The 2355-nt window shown below is 48.0% G+C and carries 1 protein-coding gene; it reads right to left on the reverse strand.

Annotated features, from left to right (window positions below; genetic code table 11):
- Window positions 1-66 precede the first annotated feature (66 nt).
- Window positions 67-2355 (reverse strand): WD40 repeat domain-containing protein (locus CALSC_RS16705; protein ID WP_200817657.1); only part of this gene is annotated, 2289 nt, incomplete at its 5' end.

Consider the following 2355-nt stretch of genomic DNA (forward strand, 5'->3'; position numbering starts at 1 on the left):
ATTTCCAAGTAATAAAATATCCAGCCCTCCCATTTCTGCATCAGTGGGATGCTCGCCTTAGAAACACTACGTGATCGCTCCCAATGCTTTCAGATTAGCTTTCTGTCCCTCTGTTAATCCCTGAACTCCAGCGATGTTCATTCCTTCGTAAGGGCGATCGCTCCTCAATACTTGCAAACACTTCCCACTACAAGCGTCCCAGAGTCTAAGGGTGGCATCAAAACTGCTACTGACAAAGATTTTCCCAGATGGATTCCAGGAGATATAACTGATGCGACTCTCATGTCCTTGGAAGGTATGGTAGCACTGCTCTGTCTGCAAATTCCAGAGTTTAATGTTACAGTCATCACTACCACTGGCTAACCATTTACCATCGGGACTCCAGGCGATTGACCAAACGGTTTGCTGATGTCCCACCATTTCTAACTCGCAAATGCCTGTTGACACATTCCACAGTCTCACGGTTTGTTCGGTGCTGCTGGTGGCTAAGTATTTGCCATCGGGACTCCAGGCGATCGCAACTGCCAATAAACGGTGGTCATGCAACGTTTTTATACATTTTCCCGTCTGTACATTCCACATTTTAATCTGTTGGTCATCCCCAGCCGTCGCCATAATTTTGCCATCAGGACTCCAAACCACCCACCAAATCCAGCTTTGATGGCCAGAAAGCACATGCAGGCATTCACCCGTAGCAGCATTCCACACCCGTGCTGTTAAATCATTTGTACTACTACCACTAGCAAGCATTTGTCCGTCTGGGCTCCAGGCAACTGACCATACCCAACTCACATGACCGTATAATGTTCTCAGGCATTGCCCCGTATCCACATTCCACAGTTTAATGGTGGCATCTGCACTGCTGCTGGCAATTACAGTTTGATTAGGACTCCAACTGACTGAAAACACCCAACCTTGATGACCTTTTAAGGTGGTGCATTGTCCAGTTTCAAAAAGAGGCAGGGGAGCAGGGAGATGGGGAGCAGGGGGATGTTCAGATGGAGATTGTACCCCACCTGAACGAAAATGACTTACAGAAGTCGGGGATTGTGACCCTTGTGACTCTTCGCTCCACGGCAGGAGGGAAGAGGCATTCCCCCTGCCTCCTGACCCTTTCCTCCCTGCTTCTTGTTCAAGATCCCAAATTCTTGCTGTGCGATCGCTGCTACAACTAGCGAGTTTATTGCCATCTGGGTTCCAAACTACACATAAAATTGGGGCAATATACCCCTGTATGACACGACGACACTGCCCTAATTCTGTATCCCAAAACCGTACTGTTTGATCGTGGCTACCACTAACCAGAGTTTTGCCATCCGCGGTCCAATGGAGTCCCCAAATATGCTCTTTATGCCCCTGGAGGGTTTGCAGACATTCACCAGTGAAAGGATTCCAGAGTTTTATGTTGCGATCGCCACCGCTTGCTAGTATGTTCCCATCGGGACTCCATACTAGAGAAGTAACCCAGATAGAGGGCAATGCAAGGGTTCTAATCAACTCCCCCGTTTTCCCATCCCACAGCCGAATCAGTTTATCTGAACTGCCAGTGGCAAGGATTTTTCCATCGGGACTCCAGGTGACGCGACGAACCCTAGCCCCGGCTTTGGGTAATATTTGACAACATTCACCACTCTGCACATCCCACAGTCTAACTGAGCAGTCTTCGCTACCACTGGCGAGGAGTTTTCCATCGGGGCTCCAATCAATGCTCCATATTAGTCTTTCATGCCCTGCTAAGGTTGCCAAACATTCTCCTGTTTCCGGCTCCCAAAGTTTTATGGTGCGATCGCTACTACTACTGGCAATCATCGTACCATCGGGATTCCACGCCACATCCCAAACCTCCTTTTCATGCCCTTGAAAGGTACGTAAACAATTACCAGTTTGCCCATCCCAAAGTTTGAGGGTGTAATCGTCGCTGCCGCAGAGCAGTTTACGTTCATGGGGATGCCAAGCGATGGCAGTAATATTACTGGAGTGCCCCCTCAAGGTTAAATAGGGTTGTTCCAGAGCAAACCAATCTCCTTGACTTGCTGCTGTTTGCCACAGACAGAGATTGCCACTAATATCTCCCAAAGCAAGCATGGTGTTGTCTGGGCTACAAGCGACTGCGAGAATACTACCAAAGGTTTGGGTAAATAGGCAGTCCTTAATTACAGCATAGGAAACATTGAGATGGGCAATCTGTTTTCCTTGAAAATCTACTTGGCGAATCTTGCAGTGAGAAAAGTCATAATCTGCTAAATCTATTTTCAGGCAAAGACAGAGATTCATAAAGTTACCAGCGCTGTAGCCAAAGAAGGAGCTTTGCTGGTGACGGACTTCTTGAAATACAGATTGGAGGTGCTGCTGCTG

The organism is Calothrix rhizosoleniae SC01 (assembly GCF_900185595.1).
Lineage (GTDB): Bacteria > Cyanobacteriota > Cyanobacteriia > Cyanobacteriales > Nostocaceae > Calothrix_A > Calothrix_A rhizosoleniae.